The sequence below is a fragment of the Pseudarthrobacter sp. SSS035 genome (assembly GCF_023273875.1).
Taxonomy (GTDB): Bacteria; Actinomycetota; Actinomycetes; order Actinomycetales; family Micrococcaceae; genus Arthrobacter.
This window is the reverse complement of the sequence record NZ_CP096882.1, coordinates 2,749,771-2,770,045: the sequence shown is the minus strand read 5'-3', so window position 1 is coordinate 2,770,045 and position 20,275 is coordinate 2,749,771. Positions and strand designations below refer to the sequence as shown.

At 65.3% G+C, this 20,275-nt stretch carries 16 protein-coding genes; 10 read left to right on the top strand and 6 right to left on the bottom strand.

Features of this window, described 5'->3' with window-relative positions:
• Positions 1-14: 14 nt before the first annotated feature.
• Positions 15-1,214, bottom strand: a complete 1,200-nt coding sequence (locus MUN23_RS12790) for a Gfo/Idh/MocA family protein (protein ID WP_248758695.1) — start codon at positions 1,212-1,214, stop codon at positions 15-17.
• A 213-nt stretch (positions 1,215-1,427) separates the two neighbouring features.
• Here MUN23_RS12790 and MUN23_RS12785 point away from each other — a divergent pair, with 213 nt between their 5' ends.
• The 5 genes from MUN23_RS12785 (at position 1,428) to aroQ (ending at position 7,570) form a co-directional block, all read left to right on the top strand.
• Positions 1,428-2,369, top strand: coding sequence for a carbohydrate ABC transporter permease (locus MUN23_RS12785; protein ID WP_248758693.1), 942 nt, complete (start codon positions 1,428-1,430; stop codon positions 2,367-2,369).
• Positions 2,370-2,378: 9 nt separating this feature from the next.
• Complete coding sequence (locus MUN23_RS12780) at positions 2,379-3,305, top strand: carbohydrate ABC transporter permease (protein ID WP_248758691.1); 927 nt, start codon at positions 2,379-2,381, stop codon at positions 3,303-3,305.
• Positions 3,306-3,353: 48 nt separating this feature from the next.
• Positions 3,354-4,694 (top strand): sugar ABC transporter substrate-binding protein, encoded by a 1,341-nt coding sequence (locus tag MUN23_RS12775; protein WP_248758689.1) that lies wholly within the window; start codon positions 3,354-3,356, stop codon positions 4,692-4,694.
• A 91-nt stretch (positions 4,695-4,785) separates the two neighbouring features.
• Positions 4,786-6,993 (top strand): alpha-galactosidase, encoded by a 2,208-nt coding sequence (locus MUN23_RS12770; protein WP_248758687.1) that lies wholly within the window; start codon positions 4,786-4,788, stop codon positions 6,991-6,993.
• Positions 6,994-7,111: 118 nt separating this feature from the next.
• Entirely contained in the window at positions 7,112-7,570 is a 459-nt protein-coding gene (gene aroQ / locus MUN23_RS12765) for a type II 3-dehydroquinate dehydratase (protein ID WP_248758684.1), read from the top strand.
• Positions 7,571-7,615: 45 nt separating this feature from the next.
• Here aroQ and MUN23_RS12760 read toward each other — a convergent pair whose 3' ends face one another.
• A complete protein-coding gene (locus tag MUN23_RS12760) occupies positions 7,616-8,800 on the bottom strand; it encodes a MarP family serine protease (protein WP_248758682.1) in 1,185 nt (394 codons plus the stop codon).
• A gap of 265 nt (positions 8,801-9,065) precedes the next feature.
• On the opposite strand from MUN23_RS12760, the gene MUN23_RS12755 reads away from it, so the two are divergent.
• Entirely contained in the window at positions 9,066-9,743 is a 678-nt protein-coding gene (locus tag MUN23_RS12755) for a Crp/Fnr family transcriptional regulator (protein ID WP_011693220.1), read from the top strand.
• A gap of 451 nt (positions 9,744-10,194) precedes the next feature.
• On the opposite strand, the gene MUN23_RS12750 is transcribed toward MUN23_RS12755, so the two are convergent.
• Genes MUN23_RS12750 through MUN23_RS12740 form a run of 3 tightly spaced genes read right to left on the bottom strand, consistent with a single transcriptional unit; the run spans position 10,195 to position 11,815 of the window.
• Entirely contained in the window at positions 10,195-11,106 is a 912-nt protein-coding gene (locus MUN23_RS12750) for an NUDIX hydrolase (RefSeq protein WP_248758680.1), read from the bottom strand.
• A 17-nt stretch (positions 11,107-11,123) separates the two neighbouring features.
• Positions 11,124-11,657: a RidA family protein gene (locus MUN23_RS12745; protein WP_058931305.1), complete on the bottom strand. Its 534-nt coding sequence runs from the start codon at positions 11,655-11,657 to the stop codon at positions 11,124-11,126.
• Between the two features lie 2 nt (positions 11,658-11,659).
• The gene (locus MUN23_RS12740) at positions 11,660-11,815 is read right to left on the bottom strand and encodes a DUF4177 domain-containing protein (protein ID WP_099093395.1); all 156 of its coding nucleotides are present in this window, start codon (positions 11,813-11,815) and stop codon (positions 11,660-11,662) included.
• A 37-nt stretch (positions 11,816-11,852) separates the two neighbouring features.
• Here MUN23_RS12740 and MUN23_RS12735 point away from each other — a divergent pair, with 37 nt between their 5' ends.
• The gene (locus MUN23_RS12735) at positions 11,853-14,120 is read left to right on the top strand and encodes a transglycosylase domain-containing protein (RefSeq protein WP_248758678.1); all 2,268 of its coding nucleotides are present in this window, start codon (positions 11,853-11,855) and stop codon (positions 14,118-14,120) included.
• Positions 14,121-14,126: 6 nt separating this feature from the next.
• Positions 14,127-15,074, top strand: a complete 948-nt coding sequence (locus MUN23_RS12730; RefSeq protein WP_248758669.1) for a metallophosphoesterase — start codon at positions 14,127-14,129, stop codon at positions 15,072-15,074.
• 70 nt (positions 15,075-15,144) lie between these two features.
• On the opposite strand, the gene MUN23_RS12725 is transcribed toward MUN23_RS12730, so the two are convergent.
• Entirely contained in the window at positions 15,145-16,332 is a 1,188-nt protein-coding gene (locus tag MUN23_RS12725; RefSeq protein WP_371875902.1) for an IS30 family transposase, read from the bottom strand.
• A 168-nt stretch (positions 16,333-16,500) separates the two neighbouring features.
• Between MUN23_RS12725 and MUN23_RS12720 the strand changes: the two genes are divergently transcribed.
• The gene (locus MUN23_RS12720) at positions 16,501-18,309 is read left to right on the top strand and encodes an ABC transporter ATP-binding protein (RefSeq protein ID WP_248758667.1); all 1,809 of its coding nucleotides are present in this window, start codon (positions 16,501-16,503) and stop codon (positions 18,307-18,309) included.
• A complete protein-coding gene (locus tag MUN23_RS12715) occupies positions 18,306-20,204 on the top strand; it encodes an ABC transporter ATP-binding protein (RefSeq protein WP_248758666.1) in 1,899 nt (632 codons plus the stop codon). Before MUN23_RS12720 ends, MUN23_RS12715 begins: the two co-directional genes overlap by 4 nt.
• The last annotated feature ends 71 nt before the right edge of the window (positions 20,205-20,275 follow it).

The following is a 20,275-nucleotide window of genomic DNA, read 5'->3' as shown; positions in this document are numbered from 1 at the left end:
GTACATGCTAGCTATCAGATCCCCGGAGCGTCGCCGAAATCACGGATGGGCAACCGCTCGCCGCCGCGGAGGGCGGACTGGTGCGCCACAATACCGGGCAGCGTGAACCGCGAGGCAACCCATGCGTTGACCGGCGGCAGGGTGCCGGTGTTGACCGCTGTCACGAAGTCATCCACCAAGAAGTGGTGGCTTCCCTCGTGGCCGTTCGGTGCACCGCGGAACTCCTCCGGGAGCCGGTCAGCGTCATGGACCGGCGAGAGTCCAGAGACGAAGGCATCCCTCAGTTCCGGCGCAACGTTGGCCAGCGACGGGTCATCCAGGGACATGCTGGGCCGTGATTCCAGCTGCTCGGAAATGTCATGGACGTCTTCCTTGTCCTGCCAGACCGAGACGTTTGCGAGCTGTTCAAAGCTGGCCTCCGTCCCGAAAAACCGGAACCGGGACTCCCTGATGTGTGAGGGGTAGCCCACGCGGCGCATCTCGTTGGTGCGCATGACGCCGCCGTCGTTGAGTTCAAAAAGTGCGGTGGCGTTGGAGAAGTCGTTGCCGAACATACTGACCTCCTTGTCGAAGACGCCGTCATTGCGGTCATCCTTGACTCCGACGCAGCTGACGCTGACGGCATGGGCCGGGACGGCACCGAGGACTCCGCCCACCGCGTGCGTCGGGTACAGCATCGGCGGGTAGCTGGCGGTTTCCTTCCAGCGGTCACCGCCGCTGTACTGGTAGGCATCGTAGAAGCCCAGGTCCATGTCGTGGACGTAGTCCCCTTCGCTGTAGAAGATCCGCCCGAAGCTGCCGGCCGCATGCTGCTTGCGTGCATAGACGGTGGCCGGGTTGTAGTAGCTGGTCTCCCCCATCATGTAGACAAGGCCGGTTTCGCGAACAGCGCCGATAATCCGGTCGATTTCCTCCTCGGAAATGGCCATGGGGACGGCTGAGTAGACGTGCTTGCCGGCGCGGAGCGCCTGCTCCACCAGCGGACCGTGCGTCCAGCGTTGGGTGAAGATGGCCACGGCGTCGACGTCGGAGGCAAGGAGGTCTTCGAAGCTCGCCTTCGACCCCGCCAGGTGGTACCGGTCCACGGCCTCGGCCGCCCGTTCCGGAAGCTCATCCACTACGTAAACGGCGCTGACGCCGGGGTGGAGATTGAAGAGGTGCGCGAACTGGCCGCCGAACTGGCCGACTCCTACTACGCCGATTGAAAACGTCATTGTCTACCTTCCGTGGGTGCTGTGAAGGAGCGCCAGGCAAGCGCTGTCCATCAGAATTCCCAGTGTTTCATCTGAATCTACTCGAGTCAATGCCCCAGTCGCTGGATAAATCCCCTTGAATAAAGCTCGAAAATTAGCACTTGCCACCACCGATCTACTCGTGTAGATTTCTCAGCAGTTGTTATCCACATCACAGTCAGGAAAGGGTCGACGATGACCACCCTTGCCAAACACGCGAGATCCGCCCCGCCCCAGCCGGGAGCCCCCAAGCCGCGCGGCGGTTACCGCCGGCTCGGCGACCTCAAGATCGCCCTGTTCTTCATCGCCCCGGCCATGATCGGGTTCATCTTCTTCTACGTTGTCCCAACCATCCGCGGCGTGTACCTGAGTTTCACGGAGTACAACATCCTCGGAGACCCGACATGGGTGGGGATGGACAACTACTCGGCGATCGCCAAGGACCCGCTGTTCTGGAATTCCCTGGCCGTCACAGGCCAGTACGTCTTCCTCAATATCGTCCTCCAGACCGCCCTGGCCCTTGGCCTGGCCCTCCTGATGCACAAGGTCGCGAAGTCCACCCTCATCCGCGGCGCCCTGCTGCTGCCCTGGATGATGTCAAACGTCATCGCGGCACTGCTCTGGTTCTGGATGCTCGACTACCAGATCGGCGTCGTCAACCAGTTCATCGAATGGGCAGGCCTCCCCCGCGTCGCATTCTTTGGAAGCGAGGAGTGGGCCATCCCCACCCAGGCCCTGATCAACACCTGGCGCCACATGGGCTACACCGCCCTGCTCATCTTCGCCGGCATGCAGGCCATCCCGGGCCACATCTACGAGGTAGCCAAACTCGACGGCGCTTCACCGTTCCAGACCTTCCGCAAGATCACCATTCCGCTGCTGCGGCCGGTCCTGGTCCTCGTCCTTGTTGTCACCGTGATCGGCTCCTTCCAGGTCTTCGACACCGTCTCCGTCACCACCGGCGGCGGGCCCGTCAACGCCACCCGCGTCATCCAGTACTACATCTACCAGCGCGCCTTCACCGAGTCGGACTTCGGCTACGGATCCGCCATCGCCGTCATTCTCTTCCTCATCCTCGCCCTGGTGGCCTTCATCCAGATGAAGTTCCTCAAGGGCAACGAGTCGGACCTGGACTAGGAGCCCCGCATGACCACCACCACCAGCCGCGCACCGCTGCAGGCCGCAACCCGCCGCCGTCGTCCGTTCAACCCCCGCCGCGCGGGAGCCTGGGCCCTCCTTGCCCTGGCCATCGCCGTCTCCGTCGTCCCGTTCCTCTGGGTGCTGCGCACGGCGCTGTCCACGAACTCGGCACTGGCTTCCAATTCGGCCAGCCTGCTTCCCGCGGAATTCACCTTCGGCGCCTTTATGCGGGTTTTCGGGCTGCAGAGCCCGGCCGACGCCGTCGCAGAAGGCGGTTCCGGTGCCGCCATCGATTTCTGGCTGTACCTGAAGAACTCCATCATCTTCTCCTCCATCACCACTGCCGGGGCCGTGTTCTTCAGTGCGATGGCTGCGTACGCCTTTGCCCGGCTGCGCTGGAAGGGCCGGAACGTGGTGTTCGGCCTGTTCCTGGGCACGATGCTGGTCCCGCCGATCTTCACGGCCCTGCCGAACTTCCTGCTGATCAAGAACCTGGACCTGCTCAACACGATGCTCGGCATGGTCCTGCCATACGTCTTTATGACGCCGTTCGCCATCTTCTTCCTGCGCCAGTTCTTCCTGAACATGTCCCGGGAGGTCGAAGAGGCAGCCATGCTCGACGGCGCCAAGCACCTCCGCATCTTCTTCCAGATCGTGCTCCCCAACGCCGCGGCACCGCTCGCCACGCTGGCCCTGCTCACCTTTATCGGCCAGTGGAACGAGTACTTCTGGCCGCTGCTGGTCGGTTCGCAGGATGACGTGCGCGTCCTGCAGGTAGGCCTGGGCGTCTTCAAATCGCAGTCCCCCCAAGGCGCCCCAGACTGGTCCGGCCTCATGGCCGCGGTCCTGGTTTCGGCCCTTCCCATCCTGATCCTCTTCGCCGCCTTCGGCAAGAAGATCGTCAACTCCATCGGCTTCTCCGGCATCAAGTAACCTCCCGAACCTCCCGCTTCTCCCAACTCCCGAACGGAAAGTAGAACCATGAAGAAATCCCTCGGCGCCGTCGCCGTCGCTGCTGTAATGGCACTGTCCCTGTCCGCATGTGGCGGATCCTCCTCCTCGGCAGAGTCAGCCAAGGGCGAGATCAACTACTGGCTGTGGGACGCCAACCAGCTGCCCGCCTACCAGCAGTGCGCCGACGACTTCACGAAGGCCAACCCGGACATCTCGGTCAAGATCACCCAGCGCGGGTGGGACGACTACTGGAGCACACTGACCACCGGCTTTGTTGGCGGCACCGCCCCGGACGTTTTCACCAACCACCTCGGACGCTACGGCGAGCTCGCCGAAAACAAGCAGCTGCTGGCCATCGACGAGGCCGTCACGAAGGACAACATTGACCTGTCCAAGTACAACGAGGGCCTCGCGGACCTGTGGGTTGGCCAGGACGGCAAGCGCTACGGCCTGCCGAAGGACTGGGACACCATCGGCCTGTTCTACAACGAGGCCATGCTCGCCAGCGGCGGCGTCACCGAAGACCAGATGAAGAACCTCACCTGGAACCCCCAGGACGGCGGCACGTACGAACAGGTCATCGCCCACCTGAGCGTTGACAAGAACGGCAAGCGCGGCGACGAGGCCGGCTTCGACAAGAACAACGTCGCCGTCTATGGCCTAGGCCTCAACGGCGGCGGCGACTCCTCCGGGCAGACGGAGTGGAGCTACCTCACCAACACCACCGGCTGGTCCCACACGGACAAGAACCCGTGGGGCACGCACTACAACTACGACGACCCCAAGTTCCAGGAAAGCATGGAGTGGTTCGCGGAGCTGGCCCAGAAGGGCTACATGCCCAAGCTGGAGACCACAGTCGGTGCGGCAATGGCCGACACGTTCGCAGCGGGCAAGTCCGCCATCAACGCCCACGGTTCGTGGATGACCGGGCAGTACACCGGCTACAAGGGCATCGAGGTTGGCATCGCCCCCACTCCGGTGGGCCCTGAAGGCAAGCGTGCCTCGATGTTCAACGGCCTGGCCGACTCGATCTGGGCCGGAACCAAGAAGAAGGACGCCTCGATCAAGTGGGTTGAGTACCTCGCCTCCGCTGACTGCCAGGACGTCGTAGCGTCCAAGGCCGTCGTCTTCCCTGCGCTCAAGGCTTCCTCCGACAAGGCTGCCGCCGCCTTCGCCGCCAAGAACGTGGACGTCTCCGCGTTCACCGAGCACGTCAAGAACAAGAGCACGTTCCTGTACCCGATCACGGACAACACCGCCAAGGTCAAGGGCATCATGGAGCCCGCCATGGACGCCGTAGTGTCCGGCAAGGCCCCGGCCAGCTCCCTGACCCAGGCCAACGAACAGGTCAACGCCCTCTTCAAGTAGGCCACCAGCTTGACCGGCTGTGCGCCGCGGGCATCGTTCCCGCGGCGTACAGCCTCATTACTTTCTCCCACACCGCAAAGGACAGCATTTTATGGACCCCCTCCACCTCCGTTCCGCCGGCACCAGCCTGGTGATGGGCTTCGACAGCGGGGAGGCCGAGGTCATCCACTGGGGCGCGGATCTTGGCAGCACCCTGCCGGACCTCGCCATTCTGGGCGAACCCATCCCGCACTCCGCCATCGACGCCAACGTGCCAGCAGGGCTCCTGCCGCAGGCATCCTCCAGCTGGCGCGGCCGTCCCGCCCTCCGCGGCCACCGCATCACAGACGGCGTCTCCGGCCTGGATTTCTCGGCCCGCCTCCGCACCGTGACAGCGACTGCCGAGGGCAGCTCCGCCGTCGTTATTGTCCAGGCCGATCCCGACGCCGGACTGACCGTTTCGTCCGCACTGACACTGCACGACGGCGGCCTGCTGGAGCTGCGCCACACCCTCACCAACGACGGCGACACGCCGTACCAGCTCGACGAGCTGGCCACCGTCCTCCCGGTGGCTCCGGACGCCGTCGAACTCCTTGACCTGACCGGGCGCTGGTGCCGGGAACGCCACCCGCAGCGCCGCCCCATCCAGCAGGGCACCTGGGTCCGCACCGGCCGGCACGGCCGCACGGGACACGATTCCTCGCTGCTGTTCGCCGCCGGCACCCCCGGCTTCGGCAACCGCCACGGGAAGGTCTGGGCCACGCACCTGGCCTGGAGCGGCAACCACGAACAGTTCGCCGACAGCATCGGCGACGGCCGCACCATGATCGGCGGCTCCGAGCTCCTGGGCCCGGCCGAGGTCATCCTTGCACCCGGCGCCAGCTACACCACGCCGGCGCTCTTTGCCGCGTACTCGGACCGCGGCCTGGACGGCATCAGCGAGGCGTTCTACAGCTGGTTCCGGTCCCGCCCCCACCACGTGCTCCCCGCAGCCGGCACCGCCACATCGCGCAAGCCCCGTCCTGTGGTGCTCAACACCTGGGAAGCGGTCTATTTCGACCATAACCTGTCCACCCTGATCGAGCTGGCTGACTCCGCCGCCGAACTGGGCGTGGAGCGGTTTGTGCTCGACGACGGCTGGTTCCGCGGCCGCCGCGACGACCACGCCGGCCTGGGCGACTGGTACGTCGACGAATCACTCTGGCCCGATGGCCTCACTCCCCTGATCGATGCCGTGACGTCGCGCGGGATGGAATTCGGGCTCTGGGTGGAACCGGAAATGGTCAACCTGGACTCCGATATTGTCCGCGCGCACCCTGAGTGGATTGTTGGCCCTTCGGTCCAGAGCTACAAGGACGGCGGCCGCCTGCCGATTGAATGGCGGAACCAGCATGTGATCGACCTCGTGAACCCGGACGCGTGGCAGTACATTTTCGACCGCGTCGACGCCCTGTTGCGCGAGAACAACATCAGCTACCTCAAGTGGGACCAGAACCGGGACCAGTTGGAGCACGGCCACGCCGGCCGCTCCTCGGTCCACGAACAGACCCTCGCCGCGTACCGGCTCTTTGACGAACTCAAGAAGGCCCATCCCGGCGTCGAAATTGAAAGCTGCTCCTCCGGCGGCGCCCGCGTGGACCTGGGCATCCTGGAACGCACTGACCGCATCTGGGCCTCGGACTGCAACGACGCCCTGGAACGGCAGACCATCCAGCGCTGGACCGGGCTGGTGGTCCCGCCGGAGCTCGTGGGCGGTCACGTTGGCCCCACCACCTCGCACACCACGGCCCGCACGCACGATCTGTCCTTCCGCGCCATCACGGCGCTGTTCGGCCACTTCGGCATGGAGTGGGATGTCCGCGGGGTCCAGGGCGCCGAGCGCGAGGAACTCAAACGCTTCATCGCCCTCTACAAGGAACACCGCGGCCTGATCCACTCCGGGCGTATGGTCCGTGCGGACGTCCCCGGCGATTCCCTGATGCTGCACGGCGTGGTGGCCCCCAGTGGCGCCTCGCAGGGCACCGTTCGCCCAGGCACAACCGCGGCGCTGTTCGCCCTGGTCAGCACGGGCACCGCGTTCGCGGAACAGACCGGACGGATCACCATCCCCGGCCTGGAACCGGACCAGGACTACCGGGTGGAAGCCATCTTCCCGGCGCCCGGAGACGCCGACTACGCCCACACGTTCACTCAGGTCCAGCCGCCGGCCTGGCTGGCGGACGGGGCGGTGGCCGGTGGCCGCTTCCTGGCCGAAGTGGGCCTGCCGATGCCCATCCTCAACCCCGAGCACGCCCTCGTCGTGAGGTTCACGGCCCTCTAGCATCGATTGCTCCAAGGGTGCCCTTTTGCCCGTAGAAAAGGGGCACCCACGGAGCAGTCGATGCGCTTGGCGGAGCAACAATGCGCGGCAGGCCCTCCCAGGCACTAGATTTGCATCCATGACTGAAGCCACCAACGCTGCCGGGCGCGGCACGATCCTTGTGATCAACGGCCCCAACCTCAACCTGCTGGGCACCCGTGAACCCGAGAAGTACGGCACCTCCACCCTCGCGGACGTGGAACAGCTGGCAGCCACCACGGCGCAGGCCCACGGCTTCACGGTGGAATGCGTCCAGTCCAACCATGAGGGCGTGCTCCTGGACGTCATCCACGCAGCCCGCGGCACCGCCGTCGGGATTGTGCTGAACGCCGGCGCCTTCACGCACACCTCCGTGGCACTGCGCGACGCCCTGGCAGCGGTGCAGCTTCCCGCCGTCGAGGTCCACATCACCAACGTGCACCAGCGCGAGGAATTCCGGCACCACTCTTTCTTGTCCCCGGTGTGCGCCGCGGTGATCGTGGGCGCCGGGGTCTTCGGCTACAAGCTAGCCATCGACTACCTGGCCGAAACGCTGTAGCCAGGCGCCGGGTGGCTCAGGCTCGTGTGGCTCAAGCCGCCCGGGCTACTTCTGGATGCACTGCCCGGAGGAGACCGGAGCGCTGAGGCTTGCGGCCTGGGATGCGACCGGGAAGAGGTCATTCATGGTGATCGCGAAACCCATTTCGGTGTCCGAGGTTGCCTTGGCGAAAATGACGCCGGCCACCAGGCCCTCCATGGTCAGCAGCGGGCCGCCCGAGTTCCCGGGCTGGACGTTGCCGGCCAGGCGGTAGATCTCTTCCGGGGCCGGGTTTTCGCCGTAGATGTCGGGCACCAGAACCGAGGTGATGTCCTGGACCGTGGCGGGGTTGGACTGGAACGGACCGCCGTGAGGGTACCCCGCGAAAGCGGCCGGGCTGCCGTTAGGCAGGTCGGACGTCAGCGTGAGTGGTTCGGAAGGCAACCCGTCAACGGCCAAAACGGCGAGGTCGTGCCTGGTGTCGAAGTACACCACCCGCCCGGGCAGCGCGCCGCCGTCGGGAATTTCAACCACAGGCTGCGACACGCCCGCCACAACATGGGCATTGGTCACAACCCGGCCGGGGGAAACCACAAAGCCGGTGCCGGTCTGGTTCTGCCCGCATTGGTAGGCGGTTCCGGCTATTTTCAGGACTGACTGTGCGGCCCGGTTCAGCGCCGGAGTATCGGTGCTGGCATTGGGCACCGCCACTGGCTGCCCCTGGTCCAGGCCTTCCAGCAGCGTGGGGATTCCGTTGCCGATCACCGTTGACCGTAGCTGCGCCATGGTGGTCTTCAACGGGACAGGGGTCAGCCCGTCGATGTACCGGATGACTTTGGACTCGGCCAGTTGCTGGGACACAAACGGAACGCCCAGGGCGCTGACGCTGAAGGCAAGCATGGACATGACCAACGCCGAGACCACCACATTGACGGCCCCGCCCACCAGCCGGTCCACAGCACGCAGCGGCTTGATCCGCACGGCGCCGCGGATTTTGCGCCCGATCATGGTCCCGAGGCCATGGCCCAGAGCCATCAGAACGACGGCGGCGGCCACGATGGCGGTCAGCCTCCAGCCGGAGTCTTCCACGAAGTTGCTGACCAGTGGGACGGCAAAGAAGGCAGCCACGGCGCCTGCGGCAAAGCCGGCGATACCCCCGAGGGTTACCAGGAAGCCGTTGCGCAGGCCATAGATCAGGTAAGACAGCAGGGCCAGGATCAGCGCCAGGTCCAGAACAGTCAAGCCAAACACTGAGCGCTCCTCTAATACGGTTGAGACCCAATTCTAGTGGCGCAGGCTGACATTATTCTGTGGGCGCCAGTCTCCCGCCTATTGGGGCCCGGTTCGCCTCACGTTCAGTCGTCAAACTCACACCCCGGGCGCCGCCGGGCGACGGATAAGGCCCGCATTACACACTGTCCGCGGCGTTTCCGCTGCCAAGTACGTCACAGAACCTTGAAAATTCTGAAACAATGGCAAAAGCGCCACAGCCGACACTTTTTATTCAGGAGATTTCATGGACATCGAGGTACTGCGCCGAGCACCCCTATTTGCCACGCTCGACGACGAAGCATTCCGCCTGCTGACGGACGAGCTGACCGAGGTGGACCTCTCCCGCGGTGCATCGGTATTCCGCGAGGGCGACCAGGGCGACCAGCTCTACTTCATCGTCTCCGGCAAGGTGAAGCTGGGCCGCACGTCCCCCGATGGCAGGGAGTCCCTGCTCGCCATCCTGGGCCCGGGTGAACTGTTCGGCGAAATGGCACTCTTTGACCCCAGCCCCCGCACGGCAACGGCCACGGCTGTCTCCGAAACCCGCCTTGCTGGCCTGAAGAACGAAAGCCTCAACGCCCTGCTGCGGACACGCCCCGAGGTTTCGGCGCAGCTGCTGCAGGCCCTGGCCCGTCGCCTGCGCCGCACCAACGATTCGCTCTCGGACCTGGTGTTCTCCGACGTCCCCGGCCGCGTGGCCAAGGCCCTACTGGACCTGGCCGACCGATTCGGCCGCCCGGCAACCGACGGTGTCCTGGTAGCCCACGAGCTCACGCAAGAAGAGCTGGCCCAGCTGGTAGGCGCCTCCCGCGAGACGGTCAACAAGGCCCTGGCAGAGTTCGTTCAGCGCGGCTGGCTCCGCCTCGAAGCCCGTGCCGTAGTGATCCTCGACATGCAGCGCCTCCGCCAGCGCTCCCGCTAAGCCAAATAACAAAGCCGCTCCGATTCTGAACCGGAGCGGCTTTTGTTGTTAACTCACCTCCGGCGGAAGACGGCCCTTCGCCGTCGCTTAGACACGGCCGAAGGGCACCACTCCGGTCGCGGGGCGACCTCCGCGCTGCGATCGACCGCGATGCGCTCCTCTGCGAAGCCCCGCAATCCGCCTCGATTAGGACCCCCAGTACCGACCGACCTACTTCCGCAGCACCGGAAGTGAGAGAGCGCTGCCCAAAAACCCGCATTAGGTGAGAGAGCGTTCAAGCCGGACGGCGGTCTTTCGCGTAGGAGCGCATCGCGGCTGCACCCAACCGCACCGGGAAGTCACCCGAGCGGATCGGAAATGGGGATCCGGCAGCGTGCGTCAGAGCGACGAAGGAGCAGCGCGCAGAGGATGTCCATTTTCGGTCCGCGGACCCAACTGATCCGCGGACAGGCTAGCGTTCGCGCTGGGGGTCTCCGGCTACGGTTTTGGCGGCCTCGACTTCGAGCATGAGCGTGCCCTCTTCATCGACCAGCCGTGCCTGGTACACGTGGGGTTTGCGCTTGTAGCTGAGGTAGGCGATGCAGCCGTTCGCTGCGGCCATCTTCTCCAGCATGATCTCCGACCCCGGCACCAGGAGCTGGCCGAGGGTAAGGCCAACGGTGTTCTCCTGGCCCACTTCATCGCCCAGGGCCGTGGTGCTGCGCGCGGCGATGGCCTTGGTGGCGCACACCCAGCGGCCCCAGACGCCCTTGCTCTCCAGCAGGCTGGGCTGCTGGTTCATGGGGACGGTGGCGGCGAAATAGCGGGTGTCGAAGCGGCGGTGCGCGAAGTCGGGGCTGCGCCAGTTGACGAGCGGCTTCAGCAGGTCGGTCCGCAGCGAGAGTCCCCGCTTGGCGAGCAGCTCCGTGAAGGTCTTCTCCTGGTCGGCAACGGCCACGCGGGCCCGCATCCAGTCGTGCGTTGACGTGTTTTCCACGGTGGTTGACATATCCGGCCCGGCAAGGAGCACGCCGGCTTCCTCAAAGAGTTCGCGGATGGCGCCCACCACGTGGCGCCGCGCCAGCCCGACGTCGTCCGTCCCCATCTGCTCGGCCCAATGCTGGGGTGAGGGGCCCAGCCAACCGACGGCGTCGTCGTCGGACGCCTCCAGGGAACCTCCGGGGAAGGCGAGGACGCCCAGCGGCGAGGAGCCGGGCCGGTACCCCAGCCACGTCTCCAGGCCGGTGGGCGAATCCCGCAGAAGCACCACGGACGATGCGTAGCGGGCGGCACGCGGTGTCCGCTCGCCGTGTTCGAGCCAGCTTTGGGCAGCCCCTTCAAGATCCGGAGGAAGGGCAAACAAGCGTCGGGCGAGCTGAGGCAATTGAGTGAACCGGGTCCTTAGCTGAATTCAGCGATCAGTTCGACCTCTACGGGAGAGTCGAGCGGAAGAACGGACACGCCGACGGCGGAGCGGGCGTGCTGGCCTGCGTCACCAAAGACCTGGCCGAGGAGCTCGGACGCACCGTTGATGACGCCCGGCTGTCCGGTGAAGGCCGGGTCGGAGGACACGAAGCCCACCACCTTGACGATGCGGGTGATGCGGTCCAGATCGCCGATGACGCTCTTGATGGCCGCCAGCGCGTTGATGGCGCAGACAGCGGCGTAGGCCTTGGCGTCCTCCGGGGACACGGTGGGCTCGTCGGAGGCGCCCTCTGTGCCGGTGGAGACCTTGCCGGTTGCTTCGAGTTTGCCGTTAATAAAGGGCAGCTGGCCGGAGGTGTAAACATGGCTTCCGGTGATGACGGCCGGCACGTAAGCGGCGACGGGAGCGGCCACCTCGGGCAGGGTCAGTCCCAGCTCGGCGAGGCGCTGTTCTACGGCTGAAATCGGCGCGGTTTCCGCGCCGGACGTGGTCTCTGCGGGGGTGCTCATCGCTACTGCTTCTCCCTCTTGAGGTAGGCAACGAGGCCGTTGCCGTCGGGTCCGGTGATTACCTGGACGAGCTCCCAGCCGTCCTCTCCCCACTGGTCCAGAATCTGCTTGGTGGCGTGAATAATGAGCGGAATCGTCGCGTACTCCCATTTGGTCATGAGCTAAAGACTAGTCCTTGCCGGTAAAGTGGAAAACATGGTGACTCGTAAGAACCCCATTTTCGACACGGCCACTACCCTCGGAAAGATATTTGGTTTCCTCGGTGTGAGCGCGATTTGTGGTGTCCTGGTGGCGGGCCTGCTGGTCCCGGCTGCGGCCGTTTCCGGCAGCGCGGCAAGCGGTTCCATCGAGTTCTTCGATACCCTCCCGGCAGAGCTGCAGGTGGACCCGCCCAGCCAGTCCACCCGGATCCTCGCCGCTGACGGCAGCCTGATCGCGAACCTCTACGAGGAAAACCGGACCAAGGTTGCCCTCGACCAGATTTCGCCGTTCATGAAGGAAGCGATCATCGCTGTCGAGGACAGCCGGTTCTACGATCATGGCGGTGTGGACACCACCGGCATCCTCCGCGCCATGGTCAGCACGGCCCGCGGCAACAAACAGGGTGCCTCCACCATCACCCAGCAGTACGTGAACAACGTACTCAACGCCAACCTCGCCGCCGAGGGAAACACTGATGACATCAAGCTCAACGGTGTCAACAAGGGCGTGGGCGACAAGCTTCGCGAAATGAAGCTCGCGATCGCCCTGGAGAAGAAATTCTCCAAGGAGCAGATCCTCGAGGGCTACCTCAACATCGTCTTCTTCAACCGCGACGCTTACGGCATCGAGGCCGCGTCCAAATTCTTCTTCAGCAGCACCGCGAAGGATCTGACTCTCCCGCAGGCAGCACTCCTTGCGGGGCTCGTGAACAGCCCGTCGGCCTTCGACCCGATCACCAACCCGGAGAACGCCAAGGAGCGTCGCGACCTGGTCCTGGGCCTGATGCTGAACCAGGGAAAGATCACGCAGGTTGATCACGACGCCGCCGTGGCCACCCCGGTGGAGCCGAAGGTCACCCCGTCACGCCAGGGCTGCGCGTACGCCTCCACGGCACCCTATTTCTGCGACTATGTGCTGCACCTGCTGCTCAACAACCCGGCCTACGGCGCCACTCCCAAAGAGCGTGAGCAGATGGTGTTCCGCGGCGGCCTGACCATCGCCACCACGCTGGACGTCAATGCCCAGAACGTGGCACAGGCCGAGTCGGATGCGGCGGCCGGCGTCAACCCTGACAACTGGGGCGCGTCCATCGTTTCCGTGCAGCCCACCACCGGCAAGATCCTGAACATGGCGCAGAACACGTCGTACCTGCCCACCGAAGGCAAGTTCAACCAGACGCAGAACTTCAACGTGGACAGCCTGGACAAGGAAGGCAACGACCTCAACGGCCTGGGCGGATTCCAGCCCGGTTCCACCATGAAGCCCTTCACGTTCGCCCAGTGGCTGAACGAGGGCAAGTCCATGAACGCCAACCTCAACGCCGCCACGCGCAAGTACCCTCAGGCCTTCCCCTGGAGGAACACGTGCCCGGAACCCACCGTGGGCTGGTATGACGCCCGGATTCCCGGCAGCTTCGACCTGCAGAACTCCGACGACGGCTACTACCGGAACATGACCGTCCTGTACGGCCTGCAGAACTCAATCAACACGGCCACGTTCGCGTCGGCGGCGCAGGTTGACCTCTGTGGCATCCAGAAGATCGTGGACGCTGTCGGTATCCACGGTGGCCTGCCCTCGGCTGACGATCCCAACCCGCAGGTCAAGATGACCACTTTGGCCAACCTGATCGGCTCAACGCAGACCGCCCCGCTGACCATGGCCTCCGCGTTTGCCACGTTCGCAAACGACGGCAAGTACTGCGAGCCCATCGCCATCACGTCTGTCACGGACCAGACCGGCGCACAGCTCCCGGCCCAGTCCTCCAACTGCAAGGATGCCGTCAAACCGGAGGTCGCCCGGGGCGTTGCGTATGCCTTGCAGAAAGTTCTGGATGAGGGGTCAGGATCCCTCATCAAACCCCGGATCTCCACCAAAACCAACTTCCCGGTGGCTGCCAAGACCGGTACCAACGACACCAACGGCTCCACCTGGGTGGTCGGTTTCACCACCGGTGTGGCCACTGCAGCATGGTTCGGCGACCCGCTGGGTGACCAGCTTCGCCCTGGCCGTAACTTGACGATCAACGGACAGTTCTACAAGGCGATCGACGGCTACATGATCGCCGGACCGATGTTCTCCAAGTACATGGCCCAGGTCGCTCCGGCGTATGGCACCAACGCGTTCACGGCCCCGCCCACCAACATGGTGAGCGGAACGCCTGCCCGGACCACGCCGTCAACGCAGGCCACCGCGCCTGCCACGGCTCCAGCCCCGCAGCCGTCCACGGACCCTGCACCGGGCAACAGCGACAAGAAGAACTAGCCTCCCATGGCAGTCAGCCCTGCATTGGCCAGCCGCGTCCGGAACATCGGGCGCGGCTTTGCCGTCACCGCCGGCGCGGGCACCGCGGCGGGTCTCGCCGCCTTCGGATACGGGCTGTGGGAGAAGAACCAGTTTGTCCTGCGCGAGGAAACACTGCCCATCCTGCCGGCAGGGCACGCGCCCTTCCGCGTCCTGCACCTGAGCGACATTCACTTCGTCCCGGGCCAGGACACGAAGGCCCGCTGGCTTGAGTCGCTGGCGTCGCTGGAGCCGGACCTGGTGGTCAACACCGGGGATAACCTCAGCCACGTCAAGGCGGTGGAGCCCCTGCTGAACGCACTGCGCCCGCTCCTGGAATTTCCCGGCGTTTTCGTCCCGGGGTCCAACGACTACTACGGCCCGAGCTTCAAAAACCCCGCGTCCTACCTGCTGGGCCCGTCCAAGATCAAGCCCAAACCAACCGAACTGGACTGGCCACGGCTGCGGTCGGGCTTCGGCATGGGCGGCTGGGTGGACCTCACCAACCGGCACCAATCGGTGGTACTGAAGGGCATCCGTTTTGACTTCTCCGGCGTGGACGATCCGCACTTGGGCCGGGAGCGCTATGCGGGCTGGCCCCGCGGCACCCGTGACCAGGACGAGAACGCGCACCTCCGGGTTGCGGTCATCCATGCCCCGTACCAGCGGGTCCTGGACCACTTCACGCAGGACGGCGCGGACCTGCTGCTGGCGGGCCACACCCATGGCGGCCAGCTCTGCATCCCCGGCTACGGCGCCCTGGTGTCCAACTGCGACCTCCCCACGTGGCGGGCCAAGGGACTCAACAACTGGGAAAGCAACGGACGTACGACGCCGGTCAACGTCTCGGGCGGCATCGGCACCTCCCGGTTCGCTCCCATCCGCATCGCCTGCAAACCCGAGGCCGTCCTGCTGACGCTCACCTCCCCCGAATAGCCCACTTGCTCTATCAGTTCGAGTCGCCAACAGGCTCGGCAAAGTCAAGTAGTCGGAGCAACGCGGGGGTTTATGCCGCGTGTAGCAGCTGGTTCAGCCGGTTGGCTGGGGTCTCGAGGTTAAGGGTGGGCCGGGGCCGGCGGTTGAGTTTCGCGGCGACCCGGCGGAGGTCCTCCGGGGTGTGAACGGAGAGGTCAGAGCCTTTCTCGAACCAGAACCGCAGGAGCCGGTTGGTGTTCTCGTTGGTCCCGCGCTGCCAGGGTGAGTGCGGGTCGCAGAAGTAGAGCGTGGTCTCGAGTGCGGTCTGGATTTGGGCGTATTCGGCCAGTTCCGTGCCGCGGTCCCAGGTGATCGACCGTCGCAGGTGATCCGGGAGCTGGCCCATCTCCCGGATCATCGCGGCGGCGACAGTCTCAGCGGTGTGGTCCCCGGCGAGGTGGAGGAGGATCGTGAACCTGGTCGAGCGTTCCACGAGTGTTCCGATCGCGGTCCCGTCGCAGCCGATGATGAGGTCACCTTCCCAATGCCCCGGCACCGCCCGGTCCTGGACCTCGGCCGGGCGCGCACTGATCTTGAACGCCTCCTTGTAAGGGCTGTTCTTGTGCCGGTCCGCGGCGTGGGGAACGCGCTGCTTCCGCTTCAGGCTGAGCTTCTCGGCCAGATCTGCCCGCAGACTTCCGCGGGATTGAACATACAGCGCCTGGTAGATCGTCTCGTGGCTCACCTGCATAGTGTGATCACCGGCGAAGTAAAACGCCAACATCGCCGAGATCAGTTTCGGACTCCACCCGTCATCCATCCACACGCCGATCAGCCGGCACAGATCCTCGTCCTCGACCAGCTTCAACGCCTTGGGCCGGCGCCTGGCCTGATGCGCCCTCGTATGGGCGACCGAGGCGTAATACACCCCGTCCGCGCTGGCGTTCCGGTTCACCTCCCGCCAGACCACCGACTTGTCCCGACCAATCGCCTCACCAATGTCGGCATAGCTGAGTCCCTTCCGCCGACCCATCTGGATCATCCCCCGATCAGCCAAGTTCAACGCCCGGCCACCCGGACCGTCCGCCGTCGGTGCCGGATCCGAAAGACCCCCAACAGCGCCCATGTTCACAGTCATCATGTGGCCAGACTGGGCCCACCAGTTCCTCCCAGCCCCATGCGTGACTCCGACACGCCGCGCGGCAGCGACAATCGACATCCCGCCACACACCATGTCAACGAACTCGGTGCGGGTATTCGGAGGAAATGATCTGGCCATGAAAACGCTCCATCAATCAGAGCGTTGCTACGACCGTATGACTCTGCCCTCGGATAGCAACCGGAAGTGATAGAGCAACCGGGGGCGGAAGGTGTGAACCTGCTCACGCCATGGCATAGGGTAGTTGCTAAGGGAAACTACATTCGATTTAGAGCTTGAGAAGCGGGCATGGCCAAGCAGACCTCATTTTTCAGATCCATCAGCCGTCTTTACCCTCACGTGAGGCCGATCATCCCCCGGCTGGTGATGGGGCTACTCTGCGCACTCCTGGCCAGTGTCGTGGCGCTGACCATCCCGCAGGTGCTGCGGGTCCTCGTCAATGAGTCCCTCAAACCCGGTGGCGCGTCGGACGCCGTTTGGACTGCCGCCGTCGTCATCCTGGTCCTGGGTATCGCCGAGGCGGGACTCGTGGCCCTCCGCCGGCAGTTTGTGATCAACCCGGCCACCACCGTGGAAACCCGGATGCGGGTCTCGCTGTACGGGCACCTGCAGGACCTGACCGTGTCCTTCCACGACCGCTGGGGCTCCGGCCAGCTGCTGTCGCGCGCCATGACGGACCTGAACTTCCTGCGCCGCTGGATGGCGTTCGGTGCCATCATGCTGGTGGTCACCACGCTCACGGTGGTCATCGGCATTGTGGTTATGTTTTCCATGAGCTGGCAGCTGGCCCTGATCTTCCTGGCCGCCGCGGTGCCCATCATGGCCTACGGGTTCCGGTTCCGGACGCGCTTCAGCAAGGTGGCGCGGCGGAGCCAGGACCAGGCCGGCGACCTCGCCACAACGGTGGAGGAATCCGTCCACGGCATCCGCGTCCTGAAGGCCTTCGGCCGCAGCCGCGAGGCCCTGGAGAACTTCAACGAGCAGGCCGAGGAACTCCGCCAGACCGAGATCGTGAAGGCGAAGCACCAGGCGACGTTCACCATGGTGGTTACCCTGCTGCCGGAACTCGCGCTCGGCGCCGGGCTCGTGGTGGGTGTGATGCTCTGCGCCAGCGGCCAGCTGAGCATCGGCGCCCTGGTGGCTTTCTTCGCCACCGCCGCCGTCATTGCGACGCCGGTGGAGTTCTCCGGCATGCTGCTGGCCATGGCACTCACCGCCAAGTCCGCCGTCGACCGCCACTTCGAGGTCATGGATTCGGTCAACACCATCACCAGTCCCCCGGCGCCGCGCACCCCCTCCCACCTGAAGGGCGCGCTCAGCTTCAAGAACGCCACATTCGCGTTCGAGGACGCGCCGGACAAGCCCATCCTCAAAGAGATCAACCTGGACGTCCGGCCGGGCGAGACCATGGCTCTGGTGGGTATCACGGGAAGCGGCAAGAGCGCGCTGATCCAGCTGGTCCCGCGCCTGTTCGACGTCACCGACGGCTCCATCACCATCGACGGGGTGGACCTGCGCGAGTTCGACGTCGACGGGCTCCGGCGCGTGGTGGGCGTCGCGTTCGAGGACACCACGCTGTTCTCAAGTTCCGTCCGCGACAACGTGCTCCTCGGGGCGCCGGACCGGACCGAGGCAGCCCTGGATGAAGCCCTGGATGTAGCGCAGGCGCACTTCGCGTACTCGCTGCCGGAGGGCGTGGACACGCTCATCGGAGAGGAGGGCCTGAGCCTGTCCGGCGGGCAGCGCCAGCGGATTGCCTTGGCCCGGGCCATCGCGGCGCGGCCCCGGGTCCTCGTGCTGGACGATCCGCTCTCGGCCCTGGACGTGCACACCGAAGAGCTCGTGGAAACCCGGCTCCGCGCGGTCCTGAAGGACACCACTACGCTGATTGTCGCGCACCGCCCGTCCACCGTGGCGCTGGCTGACCGGGTGGCGCTGCTCGAGGAAGGCCGGATCGCCGCCGTCGGAACCCACACGGAGCTTCTGGCGCACAATCCCCATTACCGCTACGTCATCGCCAGCCTGGACCAGGAACCACGGGACCTGGATTCGGAACTGTCGGAGCTTGAGGACGAGTCAGAGGACAGCATCCGATGAGTAACGCAACCTTCGGCACCGCCAACGAGGACAACACCCACCTCAGCAAGTCGGACAGTAAAACCGTACGACGGCGGTCGCTCGCCCTTTTGGCAACCCTGATCCGTCCGGTGCGGCTCAGGTTCTGGCTGACCATCGCCACCGTGGTCCTGTCCCAGGCCGCGCGCGTGGCCGGGCCTGCACTGATCGCGTTCGGCATCGACCACGCGCTCCCGTCGTTGCAGGCGGGCGACAACCTCCCTCTGGTGCTTACCGGCGTCGCCTACCTGCTCGCAGCGATCGCGACGGCGGGACTCACCGCCCTCTACGTCACCTCCACCGCGCGGCTCAGCCAGGCGATGCTGCTGGACCTGCGCGTCCGGGTCTTCCGGCACACACAGCGCCTGAGCCTGGAGTTCCACGAAAAGTACACGTCGGGACGCATCATCGCCCGGCAGACCTCGGACCTGGAGGCGCTGCGGGAACTCCTCGACTCCGGTGTCAGCTCCCTTGCCTCGGGGCTACTGTTCATGGTCTTCACGGCTGTGACGGTGTTTGCCTTGGACTGGCGCAGCGGGCTGATCGTGCTGGCCGCCGGCGTCCCGATGTACTTCCTGTCGCGCTGGTACCAGAAGCACTCCCAGATCGTGTTCCGCGAATCCCGGGTGGTGTCCGCCCGGCTGATTGTGCACTTTGTGGAGACCATGACCGGGATCCGCGCCGTGAAGGCCTTCCGCAAGGAAACTGAAAACGCCGAGACGTACGGCCAGCTGTCCGAGGACTACCGGCTGGTCACCGTGCGCTCCATCAACCTTCACGGCGTTTTCCAGCCCGGGCTGGTGCTGATCGGCAACGTCTGCGTGGCCGTGGTGCTCCTGTTCGGCGGGTTCCGTGTGCTGGGCGGGGACCTTGCCGTGGGTGTGCTGCTGGCACTGATCCTTTCCACCAAACGCTTCTTCCAGCCGGTGGACCAGATGGCCATGTTCTACAACTCCTTCCAGAGCGCCCAGGCTGCCCTGGAGAAGGTGTCCGGCCTGCTGGAGGAGGTTCCCACGGTCCGTCCGCCCAAGAACCCTGTTGCGCTCCGCGATGCCAGGGGCGCCGTCGATTTCAAGGGTGTGGAGTTCCGCTACGGCGACGGCCCTGTGGTCATCCCCACCATGGACCTGCACATCCCCGCTGGCCAGACCGTTGCCCTGGTGGGGCAGACCGGCGCCGGGAAATCCACGCTTGCCAAGCTGATCGCCCGCTTCTACGACGTCTCCTCCGGCTCCCTGACCCTGGACGGGGTGGACCTGCGCAGCCTCACCACCACGGACCTGCGCCGGAACATCGTGATGGTCACGCAGGAGGCGTTCCTGTTCAGCGGTTCCGTGGCGGACAACATCGCGCTGGGCCGGCCGGAGGCTTCGCGGGCGGAGATCGAGGATGCTGCCCGGGCCGTGGGCGCCCACGAGTTCATTACCGAACTCCCCGAAGGCTATGACACGGATGTCAACAAGCGCGGCGGCCGGGTGTCCTCCGGGCAACGGCAGCTGATCAGCTTCGCCCGGGCGTTCCTGGCCCGGCCGGCGGTGCTGATCCTGGACGAGGCCACCTCCTCGCTGGACATCCCCTCTGAGCGGCTCGTCCAGAGCGGCCTGGCGCGCCTTCTGCGGCCAACGTCCGACGCCGGCAGTCCGGCAGGTGCCCCCGGTTCGGCCGGTGGGGGCCCCGCGGCTGCGGGCTCTGCTGCTGCGGGCGCCGGCCGGACGGCGCTGATCATCGCGCACCGCCTCTCCACCGTTGAAACTGCCGACCGCGTCCTGGTGGTCCACGACGGCCGCGTGGTTGAGGACGGCACCCCTGCGGAACTCATCGGCGGCGGCGGACGCTTCGCAGACCTCCACGGCGCCTGGAAGGACTCCCTGGTCTAGGGATCTGGCCCGGCATGCGCGGCCGATTTCGCATCCGGGCCCGGCGTCGGCTATTCTTGTAAAGTTGCTTT

Coding starts and splice junctions, on each gene's coding strand:
- MUN23_RS12790 (WP_248758695.1), bottom strand. CDS start 1,214: ATGACGTTTTCAATCGGCGTAGTAGGAGTCGGCCAGTTCGGCGGCCAG.
- MUN23_RS12785 (WP_248758693.1), top strand. CDS start 1,428: ATGACCACCCTTGCCAAACACGCGAGATCCGCCCCGCCCCAGCCGGGA.
- MUN23_RS12780 (WP_248758691.1), top strand. CDS start 2,379: ATGACCACCACCACCAGCCGCGCACCGCTGCAGGCCGCAACCCGCCGC.
- MUN23_RS12775 (WP_248758689.1), top strand. CDS start 3,354: ATGAAGAAATCCCTCGGCGCCGTCGCCGTCGCTGCTGTAATGGCACTG.
- MUN23_RS12770 (WP_248758687.1), top strand. CDS start 4,786: ATGGACCCCCTCCACCTCCGTTCCGCCGGCACCAGCCTGGTGATGGGC.
- aroQ (WP_248758684.1), top strand. CDS start 7,112: ATGACTGAAGCCACCAACGCTGCCGGGCGCGGCACGATCCTTGTGATC.
- MUN23_RS12755 (WP_011693220.1), top strand. CDS start 9,066: ATGGACATCGAGGTACTGCGCCGAGCACCCCTATTTGCCACGCTCGAC.
- MUN23_RS12745 (WP_058931305.1), bottom strand. CDS start 11,657: ATGAGCACCCCCGCAGAGACCACGTCCGGCGCGGAAACCGCGCCGATT.
- MUN23_RS12740 (WP_099093395.1), bottom strand. CDS start 11,815: ATGACCAAATGGGAGTACGCGACGATTCCGCTCATTATTCACGCCACC.
- MUN23_RS12735 (WP_248758678.1), top strand. CDS start 11,853: ATGGTGACTCGTAAGAACCCCATTTTCGACACGGCCACTACCCTCGGA.
- MUN23_RS12730 (WP_248758669.1), top strand. CDS start 14,127: ATGGCAGTCAGCCCTGCATTGGCCAGCCGCGTCCGGAACATCGGGCGC.
- MUN23_RS12725 (WP_371875902.1), bottom strand. CDS start 16,332: ATGGCCAGATCATTTCCTCCGAATACCCGCACCGAGTTCGTTGACATG.
- MUN23_RS12720 (WP_248758667.1), top strand. CDS start 16,501: ATGGCCAAGCAGACCTCATTTTTCAGATCCATCAGCCGTCTTTACCCT.
- MUN23_RS12715 (WP_248758666.1), top strand. CDS start 18,306: ATGAGTAACGCAACCTTCGGCACCGCCAACGAGGACAACACCCACCTC.